At 72.7% G+C, this 14,200-nt stretch carries 11 protein-coding genes; 4 read left to right on the forward strand and 7 right to left on the reverse strand.

The features are described from left to right. Nucleotides 1-57: 57 nt before the first annotated feature. The 3 genes from hpnI to hpnK are packed head-to-tail and all read left to right on the forward strand — an operon-like array spanning nucleotide 58 to nucleotide 3,598. The gene (gene hpnI, locus M446_RS30675) at nucleotides 58-1,245 is read left to right on the forward strand and encodes a bacteriohopanetetrol glucosamine biosynthesis glycosyltransferase HpnI (protein ID WP_012335981.1); all 1,188 of its coding nucleotides are present in this window, start codon (nucleotides 58-60) and stop codon (nucleotides 1,243-1,245) included. A gap of 41 nt (nucleotides 1,246-1,286) precedes the next feature. Continuing rightward, a complete protein-coding gene (gene hpnJ / locus M446_RS30680; protein ID WP_012335982.1) occupies nucleotides 1,287-2,726 on the forward strand; it encodes a hopanoid biosynthesis associated radical SAM protein HpnJ in 1,440 nt (479 codons plus the stop codon). Then, nucleotides 2,723-3,598: a hopanoid biosynthesis-associated protein HpnK gene (gene hpnK, locus M446_RS30685; RefSeq protein ID WP_012335983.1), complete on the forward strand. Its 876-nt coding sequence runs from the start codon at nucleotides 2,723-2,725 to the stop codon at nucleotides 3,596-3,598. Before hpnJ ends, hpnK begins: the two co-directional genes overlap by 4 nt. A gap of 33 nt (nucleotides 3,599-3,631) precedes the next feature. On the opposite strand, the gene M446_RS30690 is transcribed toward hpnK, so the two are convergent. After that, entirely contained in the window at nucleotides 3,632-6,280 is a 2,649-nt protein-coding gene (locus M446_RS30690; RefSeq protein WP_012335984.1) for an MMPL family transporter, read from the reverse strand. 637 nt (nucleotides 6,281-6,917) lie between these two features. Here M446_RS30690 and hpnH point away from each other — a divergent pair. Then, nucleotides 6,918-8,072 carry an adenosyl-hopene transferase HpnH gene (gene hpnH, locus M446_RS30695; RefSeq protein ID WP_012335985.1) on the forward strand — a complete coding sequence of 385 codons (1,155 nt, stop codon included), beginning with the start codon at nucleotides 6,918-6,920 and terminating at the stop codon, nucleotides 8,070-8,072. Here hpnH and M446_RS30700 read toward each other — a convergent pair. From M446_RS30700 to shc, 6 genes are all read right to left on the reverse strand, one after another. Then, a complete protein-coding gene (locus M446_RS30700) occupies nucleotides 7,995-8,729 on the reverse strand; it encodes a phosphorylase (protein ID WP_012335986.1) in 735 nt (244 codons plus the stop codon). The genes hpnH and M446_RS30700 overlap by 78 nt on opposite strands. A 228-nt stretch (nucleotides 8,730-8,957) precedes the next feature. Next, the gene (locus M446_RS39335; RefSeq protein ID WP_050777528.1) at nucleotides 8,958-9,218 is read right to left on the reverse strand and encodes a hypothetical protein; all 261 of its coding nucleotides are present in this window, start codon (nucleotides 9,216-9,218) and stop codon (nucleotides 8,958-8,960) included. Next, the gene (locus M446_RS30705; protein ID WP_050777529.1) at nucleotides 9,169-9,789 is read right to left on the reverse strand and encodes an NAD-dependent epimerase/dehydratase family protein; all 621 of its coding nucleotides are present in this window, start codon (nucleotides 9,787-9,789) and stop codon (nucleotides 9,169-9,171) included. The genes M446_RS39335 and M446_RS30705 overlap by 50 nt, the downstream gene beginning before the upstream one ends. A 311-nt stretch (nucleotides 9,790-10,100) precedes the next feature. Next, nucleotides 10,101-10,922: a YdcF family protein gene (locus tag M446_RS30710; RefSeq protein ID WP_012335987.1), complete on the reverse strand. Its 822-nt coding sequence runs from the start codon at nucleotides 10,920-10,922 to the stop codon at nucleotides 10,101-10,103. A gap of 60 nt (nucleotides 10,923-10,982) precedes the next feature. Then, on the reverse strand, nucleotides 10,983-12,014 hold the full coding sequence (locus M446_RS30715) for a TIGR03885 family FMN-dependent LLM class oxidoreductase (RefSeq protein ID WP_012335988.1): 1,032 nt from the start codon (nucleotides 12,012-12,014) through the stop codon (nucleotides 10,983-10,985). A 121-nt stretch (nucleotides 12,015-12,135) separates the two neighbouring features. Beyond that, nucleotides 12,136-14,127: a squalene--hopene cyclase gene (shc, locus tag M446_RS30720; protein WP_012335989.1), complete on the reverse strand. Its 1,992-nt coding sequence runs from the start codon at nucleotides 14,125-14,127 to the stop codon at nucleotides 12,136-12,138. Nucleotides 14,128-14,200: the final 73 nt, after the last annotated feature.

The raw sequence follows: 14,200 nt of genomic DNA on the forward strand, positions 1-14,200 counted from the left end.
GGGGGCCGCCCCCGACCCGCCGCCCCGTGGCGGCCGCCAGCGTCCTCGGAACCCCTCATGGACTCCACCTGGATCTCCACCCTGCTCCTCACCCTGGCGGCGGCGGGCTGCGCCTACGCCCTCGCGGCGGCGTGGCTCGCTGGCCGCGCGGCGGGGCGCCCGACGCCGACGCTCCCGGCCGGCGCGGCCCGGCCCTCGGTCACGCTGATGAAGCCGCTCTGCGGGGACGAGCCGAACCTCTACGAGAACCTGACCAGCTTCTGCCGCCAGGATTACGCCGGCCCGGTCCAGATCATCTTCGGCGTGCAGAGCGCCGCCGACCCGGCCCTGGCGATGGTCGCCCGGCTCAAGGCCGAGCACCCGGACCTGCGCATCGACCTCGCGCTCGACGCCCGCCAGCACGGTTCGAACCGCAAGGTGTCGAACCTGATCAACATGGCCGGGCTGATCGCCCACGAGGTCGTGGTGCTGGCCGACAGCGACATGGTGGTGCGCCCGGACTACCTGGAGCGCATCGTCGCGGAGCTCGGCCGGCCGGGCGTGGCGGCGGTGACCTGCCTGTATCACGGCGTGCCGGCCGAGCGGAGCGTCTGGGCGCAGCTCTCGACGCTGGCCATCGACACGCAGTTCCTGCCGAACGTGCTCGTCGGCACCGGCCTCTCCCTGGCCGAGCCCTGCTTCGGCTCCACCATCGCGTTCCGGGCCGAGGCGCTCGCGGCGATCGGCGGCTTCGAGCGGGTGAAGGACGACCTCGCCGACGATTACGCGCTCGGCGCGGCCCTGCGCGGGGCCGGGGGCGGGATCGTCGCCATCCCGAACTTCACCATCGGGCATACCTGCGTCGACACCTCGCTCTCGGACCTGTGGCGCCACGAGACGCGCTGGAACCGGACCATCCGCAACGTCGACCCGGCCGGCTACGCGGGCAGCCTCGTCACCCACGCCTTCCCGCTCGCCCTGATCGGCGCGCTGATGCCCAACACCAGCCCGCAGGGCCTCGCCATCGCCGCCCTGGCGCTCACCTGCCGCATCGTCCTGTGCCTGCGGCTGGAGCGGGCCTTCGGCCTCGACCCGCATCCCTACTGGCTGCTGCCGATCCGCGACCTGGTCTCGTTCGCCGGCTTCGTGTGGTGCTTCGCCTCCGGCGCCGTGACTTGGAAAGGTCACGATTATCGCGTTGTGGCTGACGGCACGCTCATCCCCGAGCCGGGCCTCGCGCAGGAGACCGGCGCCCCCACGACCTGACGGCCGCCCCGGCGGCCTCACCTCATCGCGAGAATTCCCCGATGCGCACCCTCTTCCTCCAGGCCCCCACCTTCGACGGCTTCGACGGCGGCGCCGGCTCCCGCTACCAGGCCAAGCGCGAGATCAAGTCGTTCTGGTACCCGACCTGGCTCGCCCAGCCGGCGGCGCTCGTCGAGAATTCCAAGCTGATCGACGCGCCCCCGCACAACCTGAAGCTCGGCGACGTGGCCGCCCAGGCGAAGGATTTCGACCTCGTCGTGCTCCACACCTCGGTCCCGTCCTTCAAGCAGGACGTGGCGACGGTCGAGGCGCTGAAGGCCGTGAACCCGAACCTGAAGGCCGGCCTGATCGGCGCCAAAGTGGCGGTGGACGCGCAGGGCTCGCTGGAGAAGGCGCCGGCGATCGACTTCGTGGCCCGCAACGAGTTCGACTTCACCTGCAAGGAGGTCGCCGACGGCCGCGACCTCGCGCAGATCAAGGGCCTGTCCTACCGCAACGCCTCCGGCGTCATCGTGCACAACGAGGACCGGCCGGTGATGATGGACATGGATCAGCTGCCCTTCGTCACCAGCGTCTACAAGCGCGACCTGGTGATGGAGAACTACTTCATCGGCTACCTGAAGCACCCCTACATCTCGTTCTATTCCGGCCGGGGCTGCAAGTCGCGCTGCACCTTCTGCCTCTGGCCGCAGACGGTGGGCGGGCACACCTACCGGACGCGCTCGGTCGGGCACGTGATCGAGGAGATCAAGTACTGCCTGAAGGCGTTCCCGCAGACGAAGGAGTTCTTCTTCGACGACGACACCTTCACGGACAACCTGCCGCGCGCCCAGGAGATCGCCCGCGAGCTCGGCAAGCTCGGCGTGACCTGGTCCTGCAACGCCAAGGCGAACGTGCCGCGCGAGACCCTGAAGGTGCTGCGGGACAACGGCCTGCGCCTGCTGCTGGTCGGCTACGAGTCCGGCAACCAGCAGATCCTGCACAACATCAAGAAGGGCATGCGGGTCGAGGTGGCGGAGAAGTTCACCAAGGATTGCCACGACCTCGGCATCGCCATCCACGGCACCTTCATCCTCGGGCTGCCGGGCGAGTCCAAGGAGACGATCCAGGAGACGATCAAGTTCGCCACCCGGATCAACCCGCACACCATCCAGGTCTCCCTCGCGGCGCCGTATCCGGGCACCTTCCTGTACAAGCAGGCGGTCGAGAACGGCTGGCTCGACGAGGCCAATGCCGAGCTCGTCGACGAGAACGGGGTGCAGATCGCGCCGCTGCACTATCCCCACCTGTCGCACACCGAGATCTTCAACTCGGTGGAGGAGTTCTACAAGAAGTTCTACTTCCGGGCGCCGAAGATCGCCTCGATCGTCGGCGAGATGGTGCGCTCGCCCGAGATGATGAAGCGCCGCCTGCGCGAGGGCGTCGAGTTCTGGCACTTCCTGAAGGAGCGTCAGGCGGGCGGCAGCGCCAAGGCGGCGTGAGCCCCCGGTCCCGGGACGGGCGCCGGCAGGTCAGGCGCCTCGTCGTCACCTCCGACGATTTCGGTCTGTCGCCCGAGGTGAACGAGGCGGTCGAGCGGGCGCACCGCGAAGGCATCCTCTCGGCCGCGAGCCTGATGGTGGCGGCCCCCGCCGCCGCGGACGCGGTCGCCCGCGCGCGGCGGCTGCCCTCGCTGCGCGTCGGCCTGCACCTCGTGATGGTCGAGGCCTGGCCGTGCCTGCCGGCGGCGGAACTGCCCGACCTCGTCGACGGGCAGGGCCTGCTGCGGCGGGACATGGGCGGGCTCGGCCTCGACCTCGCGGCCAAGCCCCGCGCCCGCCGCCAGCTCGCCGCCGAGATCCGGGCCCAGTTCGAGGCCTACCGGGCCACCGGGCTGCCCCTCGACCACGTCAACGCGCACAAGCACTTCCACGTCCACCCGGTGATCGCCGGCCTGGTGCTGCGGATCGGGCGCCCGCACGGCATGCGGGCCCTGCGCGTGCCGCGCGAGGACCGGGCCGTGCTGCGCCGGGCGGAGCCGGGCGCGGCCCCGGGCCTCGCCCTCGACACGGCGCCCTGGGCGGCCCTGCTCGGCCGGCGCGCCCGCCGGGCCGGGCTCCTGGTGCCGGACGGCGTGCTCGGCCTCGCCTGGTCGGGGCGGATGAGTCCGCCCCGGGTCGCGGCGCTGCTGCGGCACCTGCCGGCGGGGCTGACCGAGCTCTACACCCATCCGGCGACGCGGGGCGGCTTCCCGGGCGAGGCGCCGGGCTATGCCTACGCGGAGGAACTCGCGGCCCTCACGGCCCCGGAGAGCCGGGCGGCGCTCAGGGAATCGGGCGCAGTCCTGGGCGGGTTCGGGGATTTCCTCGCCTGATCCGGGATCCGCCTGATCAAAGCGGATCCCGCATCACACCGCCCGGCGCGCCACCACGCCCTCGGGCTCCCGCACCGGCTCCGGGGCCCGGGCGGGCGCGTCCTTCCCCTTCGCCTTCGGCGGCGGGCCGAGGAAGGCCGGCACGATGAAGAAGGCCGCCACCAGCGTGAAGAACAGCGAGAGCGCGAGCAGCTTGCCCATGCTCGCGGTGCCCGGATGGCTCGACAGGACCAGCGAGCCGAACGCCGTCCCGGTCGTCAGCGCCGAGAAGAAGATCGCCCGGGTCAGGCTCGAGGCCAGCATGTCGGCCACGCCCGCCCGCCACGCGATCACGTAGTAGATGTGGAAGGCCACGCCCACGGCCAGCATCAGCGGCATCGCGATAATGTTGGCGAAGTTGAGCGGCATCCCGATCAGGTAGAGCGCCTCCAGCGTCCACAGGGTCGCGAGCACCAGCGGGCCGAGCGCCATCGCCACGTCCCACGGGCGGCGCAGCGCGACCGATAGGATCACGAAGATCGACAGCAGGGCGAGGGCGCCCGCCTCGATGAAGGCGCCCAGGATCGTGCTGCTCGACCGCGTCGTGGCGATCGGCGCGCCGGTCGCGTGCGGCGCCACGCTCAGCACCTCCTTGGAGAAGCGGCGCAGCACCGTATTGTCGTTCGAGTTGCCCTTGGGCTGCACCTCCAGCCGGGCGCGCCCGTCCTTGGCGATCCATTCCGAGCGGATCTGCTCGGGCAGGCTCTCCAGGGTGATCTTCTCCGGCGAGAGCAGGCCGCGCAGGCGCGCGAGAAGGCCCTTGAGGTCCGGCACGGTCGCGGCCGCGGCCGCCTCCCGCACCTGCGGGGAGGCCTCGGCGAGGCGGTCGAGCGTGTCCGTGAAGGCGAGCACCTCCTTCTCGGGCGCGCTCTCGCCCTTGCCGGCGATGCCGCGCAGGGCGCCCGAAGCGGATTTGAGCGCCTGGACCACGTCCCGGTCGCTCGGCGGCGGCGCCACGCGGGGCGGGTTCAGCACCGGGCCGAGCACGCTCGCCGCGTCCTCGATGGTCGCGAGCTTCTGGTCCTGGTCCAGGGGCACGAAGGTGTCGATGTCGATCACGTTCGCGACGATCGGCAGCGCCCGCAGGCGCTCGGCCATCGGCCGCACCGCGTCGCGGTTCGGCACCAGCACGTCGATCGTGTTGGGGCTCGTGGCCGGGTCCTTGGCGAGGTCGAGATAGGTCGCGACCGATTCCACCTTCGGGCTGCGCAGGTGCATCGGGTTCGAGTCGAACGGCAGGTAGTAGAGGAGCGGCAGGCCCGCCACGGTCACGAGCCCGGTCAGCACCAGCACGAGCTTGCGGTTCTGGATGATCCAGTGGTCGACCTTGGCCAGCGAGGCGGTGCCGACCTCCTCCTTCTCGCCCCGCGGCTTGAACACCGCGATCAGGGCGGGCAGCAGCGTCAGCGCGAACAGGTAGGCCACGATCATGCCGACGCCGGCGATGAGGCCGAGTTCGGACACGCCGCGGAACTCCGTCGGCAGGAAGGAGAAGAAGCCCGCCAGCAGCGACACCGCGGCGAGCGTCAGGGACCAGCCGACCCCGTGGGCGGCCGAGCGGATCGCCTTGGCCAGGTCGGGCTGCACGAAGCGGTCGGCCCGGTAGCGCACCGCGAACTGGATGCCGAAATCGATGCCGAGCCCGACGAACAGGGCCGCGAAGGCGACCGAGATCGGGTTGAGTTCGCCGACCATCAGCAGGCCGAGCGCCGCCGTGACGATGAGGCCCGCGAAGGTCGTGATGATCACCGCGACCACGAGGCTCGGCGAGCGCAGCGCCAGCCACAGGAACAGGACGATGGCGCCCACCGTCACCGAGTTGTTGAGGAGGGCGTCGTCCGAGAGGGTGGCGAACTCGTCGTCCGCCACCGCGACCTGGCCGGTCAGGCGCACCGTCACGCCGTCCTGCGGCGTGAGGTGGAGGTCGCGGGCGGTCTTGCGGATCAGCGCGCTGGCGTCGGCGCCCGGCTGCAATTCGTCGAAGTCCAGGCGCGGCTGGGTGATCACGAAGCGGCGCAGATCCCCCGTCTCGGCCTTGCCGCCCGAGAGCAGGAGCTGCCAGGACAGGCGGGCCGGCTCGCCCCTCAGCGCCTTCTCGAACGTGTCGCGCAGCTGGCCGAGCGGGCTCGTCAGGTCCTCGATCTTGGCCTGGCCGCCCTTCACGCCCTGCGCGCCCAGGCCCATCGCCTGCAGGATGCCGCGCAGCGACGGGTCCGCCGCGAGCGGCCCGAGCAGCCCCTGCTGCTGCACCAGCCGCTCGGTGGTCTGCTCCAGCTCCTTCTGCGGCATCAGCAGGAAGCCGTTCTTGTCGAAGAAGGGACCGCCGTCGGGCCGGTAGACCACCGGCAGGCGGCTCCTGTGCTGCGACAGGGCCTCGGCGAGGCGCGTCGCCGCCTCGTCCGCCTGCTCGGGGGTGCGCGCGTCGATCACCGCCACCAGCAGGTTGCTGCGCTGGGGGAAGGCCTTCTCGAACTGGATCTCGTCCTGACGCCAGCCCACGTCGGGCGCGATCAGGCGCTCGACGTCGGTGTTGATGCGGAAGCGGTGCGCCGCCGTCAGCGCGCTCGCCGCCGTCAGGGCGAGGCAGGCGAGCAGCACCAGCCAGCGATGGCGGACGGAGAGCGCGACGAGCCGTTCGATCACGTGGTCTAGCCTAACCTTGTGCGGGGCCGGGAGCGCGCTCCCGCCCGGATCCGTCGGTGCCGCGACCCCACGCTTGCGCACGCCGCGCGTCGGGGCGGGCACGGTGCCGGGGGCCCTCGTCCGGCAAGCCGGAGCGCCCCGCATCGTTCCCGGGCGTTGGCGCGCTAAGTAGTGGCCCCGAGAGGCGATTGCAACGCGCGGGGCTCCGGACGGGTGCGCGTCCCCGGCGCGGCGCGCCCGCCCGGACCCCGCGAGGACGCGCTCCCGCGGCCCGTCCCGAGGCGCCGCGTCCCTCGCCCGGGAGGGCCGCACCCCGTCTCGAACGGGCCGGCGCGCGGGAGCGAATCGTCCGGACGGGGCAGCGAATCCCGGAACGGGCACCGAATCGCCCGGGCGCCCGGTTGCGCCGCCGCGCGGCGCCCGGCCGCCGCCCGGGCCGTGGCTTGCTGCGCTGCAGCGTCGCATCAAGGTTGCGCCCGCGGCATTGGTCGACGCGCGAGGGCGGGTTAGCGTCGCCGGACCGTTGGGTTTGGGCAACGGTTAGAGCCATTCGAACCTAGGTTGCTGGAATTCCGCCGTTTTTCGCGCTAAGGACCCTCGGTTCATCCCCCTGCAAGCGAGACAAGGAGCCTCGATCTTGGGCATCCCTCTTCGGTACGTCGCAAAGATCGGCGGCTACATCCTCAAGCAGCACCTCACGGGCCGCAAGCGCTACCCGCTCGTGATGATGATGGAGCCGCTGTTCCGCTGCAATCTGGCCTGCGCCGGCTGCGGGAAGATCGATTATCCGGACGAGATTCTCAACAAGCGTCTGCCGGTCGACGAGGCCCTGGAATCGGTCCGCGAGTGCGGCGCGCCGGTCGTCGTCATCGCGGGCGGCGAGCCTCTGCTGCACAAGGACCTGCCCCAGATCGTCGAGGGCATCATCCAGCAGAAGAAATTCGCGATCGTCTGCACGAACGCTTTGCTGCTCGAGAAGAAGATCTCGCAGTACAAGCCGAGCCCGTACTTCACTTGGTCGATCCATCTCGATGGCGACAAGGAGATGCACGACAAGTCGGTGTGCCAGCGCGGCGTCTATGACAAGGCGGTGGCGGCGATCAAGAAGGCCAAGGATCTGGGCTTCCGCGTCACGATCAACTGCACCTTCTTCAACAACTCCGCGCCGGAGCGGATCGCCGACTTCTTCGACAGCGTGACCCGGATGGGCATCGACGGCATCACCGTCTCGCCCGGCTACGCCTACGAGCGCGCGCCCGACCAGCAGCACTTCCTGAACCGGAAGGCCACCAAGGAGCTGTTCCGCGGCGTGTTCCGCCTCGGCAAGCAGAAGGGCCGCGAGAAGTGGACCTTCCAGCAATCGGGCCTGTTCCTTGACTTCCTGGCGGGCAACCAGTCCTACCATTGCACGCCCTGGGGCAACCCGACCCGGACCGTGTTCGGCTGGCAGAAGCCCTGCTACCTGCTGGGCGAGGGCTACGCCAAGACCTTCAAGGAGCTGATGGAGACGACCGACTGGGACGCCTACGGCACCGGCAACTACGAGAAGTGCGCCGACTGCATGGTGCATTCCGGCTACGAGGCGTCCTCGGTGGTCGATTCGGTGCGCAAGCCCTGGAAGCCGCTCGTCTTCGCGCTGCGCGGCATCCGGACCGAGGGCGAGATGGCCTCGGAGATCTCCCTGGAGAACCAGCGCCCGGCGGAGTTCGTCTTCTCACGCAACGTCGCGCAGAAGCTCTCCGAGATCCGGAACGCCGAGGCCGACGCCAAGAAGCGCGCGACAGCGGCCTAGGGAGGCGAAGGCCGCCGAGGAATCGCGGGCGAGGCGCACGAGCCCGCCCACCCTGGCGGAGCGGCGCGCCAGCGCCGACAGGACGGCGAGCAGGTCGGGCTCGCCGTTCGGCTTGAGGGCCTTGGCGATCGCGGCGGGGAGCGCCCGGTCGGCGGGGTCGCAGATCACCCGCACGGCGCAGAAGGGCAGCCCGTGCGCCTGCGCGAAGGACGCCGCCACGTGCGACTCCATGTCGACGGCGGCCGCGCCCGTCTGCACGTGCAGCACCGCCTTGGCGTGGGGCGAGAGCACGGCGAAGTCCTCCCCGGCGAGGTCGGCCCGCCGGACCCGGAACGGCGCGTCCGCGAGGCGCGCGGCCAGCGCCCGCACCACGTCCGGATGGGCGCCGTGGCGCCGGCCGGCCGCGACCACGCCGGTGGCCACCACCACGTCGCCGGGCGCCAGGGCCGGATCGAGCCCGCCCGCGATGCCGATGCTCATCACCGCGCGGCAGCCGGGCCGCACCCGCTCGCGCAGGACGGCCCGCAGGCGCTCGGGATTGCCGCCCGCGCCCACCGTGGCGACGCCCGGCCCCGCGGCGAGGCGCGCCTCGCGGGCGAGGCCGGTCACGGCCAGCACGGGATGGGGTCCGGTGAGACTGTCCTCGACGACGATCATGCGGATGGGCGCCCCGTGTGAGCGGAAGGGACCGGCGGGATCCCGCCGCGGTGCATCCTTCATACCAGCGGGCTCGGGGCGGGGATGTGGCGACGCTGCCACGGGCGGACCGCAGGCGCGCGGCGGGGGGCTGGTCCGCGGCGGGAGGGTGCCGGCGGTCCGGGCCTGCGGCAGGATCGCGGGTCCCGGGCGGGGCCCGGCGCCCGCATCCGCCCCGCCGCCGAACCCTCAGGACACCCATTTGAGCAGGCGGATGATCCCCATCCCGGCGGCGCGGCGATGGGCCGAGGCGCGTCGGCGGGCCGCGATCTCCGCGCGGTGGGCCGCGTCGCAGCGGTAGGCCGACAGCGGCATGGCGCCGTTCGTCCGGGTCGGGCGCCAGCCGAGCGCCGCCTTGAGGCGGGTCGTGTCGAAGACGAAATCCTGGGTGATCATGCGGTCATGGTAGGGCCCGAGGGGCGAGACCCGCAGGGCGTGGGCCAGCCGCATGGCGAGCAGGGTCGGGGCCGCCGGGAGATGCGCCGCGCGCGCCGGTGCCGGCCGCCGCCACCTGCGCGAAGGTGTCCCGCATCGTGCCGACATGGTCCGCGCCGATGCCGAAGGTGCCGGCGATGCGGGCGCGCCACGCGCGCAGCATCGCGTCGATCAGATCCTGGGCGGCGACGAACCGGGAGCGGTTCCCGCCCCGGCCCACCAGCCAGACCCTGCGCCCCTCGGCGATGAACTCGAACAGGATGGCGAGCAGCCCGAGCCGCCCCTCGTCGATGATGGTCGGCGAGCGCAGGATCGCGGCCGCGAAGTCGCCCGCGTGGTCGGCCAGGATCCTCTCGCCCTCCCACTTGCTGGCACCGTGGATCTCGCACGGCGCGGTCGGGTCGTCCTCGCGCACCGGGCGGTCGAAGCCGTGTCCCCAGAGACAGTTGCTGGAGACGAAGACGAGGTTCGGGACGCCGGCGGCGGCGGTCGCGCGGGCGAGGCAGCGGGTTCCCTCGACGTTGCTGGACCAGATCTCGCGGCGCCCGCGCGCCGCATGGGCGAGGAGGGCCGCGCAATGGAACACCCCCTCGGGGCCCCCGGCGAGCAGCCGGCCGACCAGGAGGCTGCCGAGGAAACCGGAGCCCTCGTGACGAAGAGCCGTGCCATCGCGGTGTTCCCTGGTGGTGAGGGCGGGATCAGGCCGCTGGGGCGCGCCGCGGCGGTCGGAGGGCGGGCAGGAGCCGCGCCGCGGCGGGCAGGCGCGCGGCCTGCGCGAAGCGCGCGCAGGGCACGATCGCGCCGAGGATCGGGAGCCCGACCCGCACCAGAGGCCCCGCGAGCGGCACCAGCAGCCAGGGCGCGGCGAGGGCGGGATTGGTTAAGCTTGACCTTACGTCAGGTGCGTCCGGCGATCGCCGGCTCGGGCGCGGGCAGCAGCCGGTCGCTGCGGCCGCGCAGGCGGTAGGCGAGCAGCCCGGCCCATTCGTGCGCGGCGAGGTCGATGGCCGCGAGCTTGGCGCCGAGGGGCCGCAGGGCCGCCGCGCCGCGCCGCGTCGTGCGGTAGGCCACGGGCCAAGCCAGGAGCGGCGGCCACCCGGCCCGCCGGAACGCGCCCATGGCCCGGGGCATGTGGCTCGCGGAGGTCACGAGCAGCCACGTCTCCCCGGGCCCGGGCCGCGCCAGGGCGCGGGCCTCGACGGCGTTCTCCCAGGTGCTCCGCGAGCGGTCGTCGACGAGGAGCCGGCCGGGGGGCAGGCCGATCTCCTCGAGCAGGGCCCGGCTCGCCTGCGCCTCGGTGAGCCCCTCCCGCCGCCCCGAGGCCGGGCCGCCCGCGAAGACGAGCTTGGCGGCCGGGTAGCGCCGCGCGAGCGCCGCGAAGGCGACGAGCCGGTCCGCCTCCCGGTTCAGGCCCGGCGCGCCGCGCTCCGCCCGGATGCCCTCCGCCAGGGCGCCGCCGAGGACGACCACCCCGTCGACCCGCGCCAGCCCCGCGGCGGCGGGAAAGCGCTCCTCCAGGGGCCGCAGCAGCCACTGGTCCAGGGGCAGGACCAGGACGAGGCCGAGCGCCGCCGCCGCGGCGCCGAGGAGCAAAGCCCCGCCCGCGCGCAGGCGCCGCGGCCCCCCGAGGACCAGCCCGGCGCCGGCCGCGCAGCCGAGGGCCAGCAGGCAGCTCGGCGCGCCGAGGGCGCGCAGCGACGCCAGCACGTCCATCATCATGCCCCCCGCCGGCCCGCGGGGCCGCCCGAATCCGTCGCGACGGGCCGCCGGGCGGGACTCCTACCCGGCCCGCGCGGCCGGCCGCATCAGGGCCGGGTCGAAATCCGCCGCCGGCGCCCGGCGGGCGCGCAGGGCCGGCAGCACCCGCTCGCCGAAGGCGTCGATGAACGCGGCCTGGCCCCCGCCGACCTGGTGCAGGTCGATGCTGTCGAAGCCCAGAGCCGCGCAGGCGGCGATGCGCTCGGTCATCTCGCCGAGATCCGCCGAGACCAGCACCTGGGCGTGCATGTCCTCCGGCCGCACGAACCGCGACGCGGCGTCGAACTCGGCCGGGCTGCGCAATTCCCAGGCGACCGGGCTGCCGAGCTGGTTGAAGCGCCAGGCCGCGTGCGCCTGCGCCAGCGCCTCGGCCGGGTCGCGGGCGAAGCTGAGATCGAGCTTGAGGAAGATCGGCTTGTCGGCGCCGCCGGTCTCCCGGAACGCCTCGACGATCGGGGCGAGCGCCTCGGGCCGGCTGCCCACCGTCAGGAGCCCGTCCGCCCAGGTGCCGAGCCAGGCGGCGGTCTCCGGCGTGGTGGCGGCGCCGACCAGCCGGGTCGGCGTCTCGGGGCGGGACCACACCTTGGCGTCCAGGGCCGAGACCCGGCCGCGATGGGTCACGGTCTCGCCCGCGAGCAGCGCCCGCATGATCTCGGCGCCCTCGCGCAGCCGCGCGTGGCGCTCGGGCCGGTCGGGCCAGGGCGTGCCGGTGACCGATTCGTTGAGGGCCTGCCCGCTGCCGAGCGCGACCCAGGGCAGGCGGCCCGGATACATCTGGCCGAGCGTCGCCACCGCCTGGGCCAGCACTGCCGGGTGGTAGCGCCAGCCGCCCGGCACCGTGATGATCCCGAAGGTCAGGCGCTGCGTCGCCTGGAGCGCCGCCCCGAGCCAGGCCCAGGCGAAGCCCGACTGGCCCTGCGCGGCCGACCAGGGCTGGAGGTGGTCCGACGAGAAGGCGCCGTCGAACCCCGCCTGCTCGGCTCGCTGCACGTGGGCGAGGAGGTCGCGCGGGGCCACCTGCTCGTGCGAGGCGTGGTAGCTGAAGAGCGTCATCGCGCAATCCCGCCGGCCGCCGGTCGGACCGGCTCTCGATGGAGGAACCGCGCAGGCAGGCGCAGGCTCCGCGGAGGGGGCGCGGCCTGCCCGCGCGGGCGGGCCGGCCCCTCCGCCGGGGTCACATCCCCACCGCCACCTTGAGGCTGTTGCCCCGCTGGAGGTTGCGGTAGCGGGCCAGCGCCCAGAGGGGGAAGAACTTCGCGTAGCCGTGGTAGCGCAGGTAGAAGACGCGCGGGAACCCGGTCGCCGTGTAGCGGTCCTCGGCCCAGAGCCCGTCCGCCCCCTGGGTGCGGGTCAGGTAGTTGATGCCGCGCGCCACGGCCGGGTTGTCCGCCTCGCCGGCCGCCATCAGCGCGAGCAGCGCCCAGGCGGTCTGCGAGGCCGTGCTCGGCGCCCGCTCGTAGCCGCGATATTCGAGCTTGTAGCTCGACGCGTCCTCGCCCCAGCCGCCGTCGGGGTTCTGGATCGCGGTGAGCCAGGTCACCGCCCGCCGCACCGGCTCGCAGGCGGGGTCGATCCCGGCCGCGTTGAGGGCGCAGAGCACCGACCACGTCCCGTAGATGTAGTTCATGCCCCAGCGGCCGTACCAGCTGCCATCCGCCTCCTGATCGGCGAGCAGGTAGGCGACGCCGCGGTCGAGGGGCGGGCAGGTCTCCCGGGTCTCGCCGAGCTGGGACAGCATCGAGACGCAGCGCGCCGTCACGTCGGCGGTCGGCGGGTCGAGCAGCGCCCCGTGATCCGAGAACGGAATGTAGTTGAGGTAGTGGTAGGTGTTGTCCGCGTCGAAGGCCGCCCAGCCGCCGTCGCGGCTCTGCAGGCCCTCGACCCATTCGCGGGCGCGGGCGATCGAGAGCCCGTAATCGGCCGCGTCGGGCCCGGGGCTGCGGCGGCTCTGCACCCGGTCCATGGCCATCACCACGACCGCGGTGTCGTCGAGGTCCGGGTAGTGCGGGTTGGCGTACTGGAAGGCCCAGCCGCCCGGCCGCACGTCCGGCTTGGAGGCCGCCCAGTCGCCCTTGATGTCGAGCACCTGCAGGGGCTTCAGCCAGTCCATGGCGCGCTTGGCGTGGCGCTCCGCCTCGGTCCCGCCGGCTTCCATCAGGGCGTGGGCGGCGAGCGCCGTGTCCCAGACCGGGGACAGGCAGGGCTGGACGTAGGCCTCGTGCTCCTTGACGGTGACGAGCTTCTCGACCGAAGAGCGGGCCGTGACCGCGAAGGGGTGGTCGTCCGGGTAGCCGAGCGCCTCGAACATCAGCACGGTGTTGACCATGGCTGGGAAGATCGCGCCGAGCCCGTCCTCGCCGTTCAGGCGCTCGCTGACGAAGGCCACCGCCTTGTCGATCGCCCGCGCCCGCGAGCCGGCCGGGAAGAAGCCCTCGACCTTCTGCAGCACCTTGTCGATGGCCGCGAAGACCGGGCGCCAGGGCGAGGATTCCTGCGGGCCGGCCGGCCAGCGCTTCACGCGCTCGGGCGCCTCGACGAAGAGTTCGCGGATGCCGATGCCGCGCGGGTTGCGGGCCCGCGGCTTCTTGGCCTGCAGGACGAAGAGCGGCACCATCACGGTGCGGGCCCAGTAGGAGACCTTGTCGAGGTGGAAGGGGAACCACCGCGGCAGCAGCATCACCTCGACCGGCATCACCGGCACGGCGGTCCACGGCACCTCGCCGTAGAGGGCGAGCATGATCCGGGTGAAGACGTTGGCGTGGGCGGCGCCGCCCCGGCGCAGGATCGCGTCGCGGGCCCGGCGCATGTGGGGCGCGTCGATCGGGTCGCCGACCATCTTGAGGGCGAAGTAGGCCTTGACGGTCGCGCTCATGTCGAAGGGGCCGTCATGGATCAGGGCCCAGCCGTCGTGCTGCGCGCTCTGGGTGCGGCGCAGGTAGGCGGCGATCTTCCCCTCCAATTCGGCCGTCGGGATCGAGCCGCGGAAATGATGGTAGAGGATGTACTCGGACGGAATGGTGGCGTCGGCCTCCAGCTCGAAGCACCAGTGCCCGTCCGCGTTCGCGAGCCGCATGAGAGCCTTCGACGCGAGCGTGACGCGCCGCTCGACGTCGTCGAGCGTGATGTCCTGCGTGCTCGTGCGGTGGAGCGTCTCGACCTTGCCCACGATGATCTCACCTTCTCCTGTCGGGCGGCGCGCCCGACGCCGGTTGGATCCCTGATTCGCGGCGATGCAAGAA

Source organism: Methylobacterium sp. 4-46 (assembly GCF_000019365.1).
Classification (GTDB): domain Bacteria; phylum Pseudomonadota; class Alphaproteobacteria; order Rhizobiales; family Beijerinckiaceae; genus Methylobacterium.